Annotated in this window: 1 pseudogene; it reads left to right on the top strand. The window is 53.8% G+C overall.

From position 1 onward, the window contains the following. Positions 1–247 (top strand): annotated as a pseudogene (locus SB756_RS33760) (NADH-quinone oxidoreductase subunit M); the annotation flags it as partial.

Raw genomic sequence — 247 nt, 5'->3', positions numbered from 1 at the left:
ATTCCGGGTCTGTCGCTGTTCTTTGCCGTTGCCAACCTCGGTATGCCAGGCACCGGTAACCTCGTCGGCGAATTTATGATTCTGACGGGCAGTTTCCAGGTGGTGCCGATGATTATCATCATCGCGACCTTTGGTCTGGTGTTTGCCTCGATTTACTCGCTGGTGATGATGCAGCGCGCTTATTACGGCGAAGCGAAATCGAAAGATCCGCTGCCAGGCATGTCACCGCGTGAGTTTATGACCATCG

The organism is Pseudomonas sp. SIMBA_068 (assembly GCF_046534705.1).
In the GTDB taxonomy this organism is placed as follows: domain Bacteria; phylum Pseudomonadota; class Gammaproteobacteria; order Pseudomonadales; family Pseudomonadaceae; genus Aquipseudomonas; species Aquipseudomonas putida.
This window is presented reverse-complemented; position numbering and strand designations above follow the sequence as displayed.